Origin of the sequence: Anoxybacillus sp. LAT27, assembly GCF_022030075.1 — a bacterium.
Lineage (GTDB): Bacteria > Bacillota > Bacilli > Bacillales > Anoxybacillaceae > Anoxybacillus > Anoxybacillus kestanbolensis.
On sequence record NZ_JAIWYK010000199.1, the window covers coordinates 1 to 263 of the forward strand.

Below are 263 nucleotides of genomic sequence, written 5' to 3' on the forward strand. Positions count from 1 at the left end.
CTACGCTGGCCAACACGGAGGGCCACTTCATCCTCCCTCGGCTGAACAAGGAGGCGCTGGCCCGCTACAGCGAAGGGCTGATTGCGCTGAGCGCCTGCCGGGAGGGGGAGGTGGCCCGGCTGCTGCTCGCAGGCGATATCGAGGGGGCCCGCCAGGCGGCGCTCTGGTATCGGCAGGTGTTCGGCGCCGACCGGTTTTACCTGGAGCTGCAGGACCACGGGCTGGAGATCGAACGCAGGCTGAATCAGCGGCTGCTCCGCCTG

At 68.8% G+C, this 263-nt stretch carries 1 protein-coding gene; it reads left to right on the plus strand.

The features are described from left to right. Positions 1-263, plus strand: a 263-nt coding sequence (locus LD028_RS09115) for a PHP domain-containing protein (protein ID WP_237811626.1), incomplete at both ends; no start/stop codon positions are given.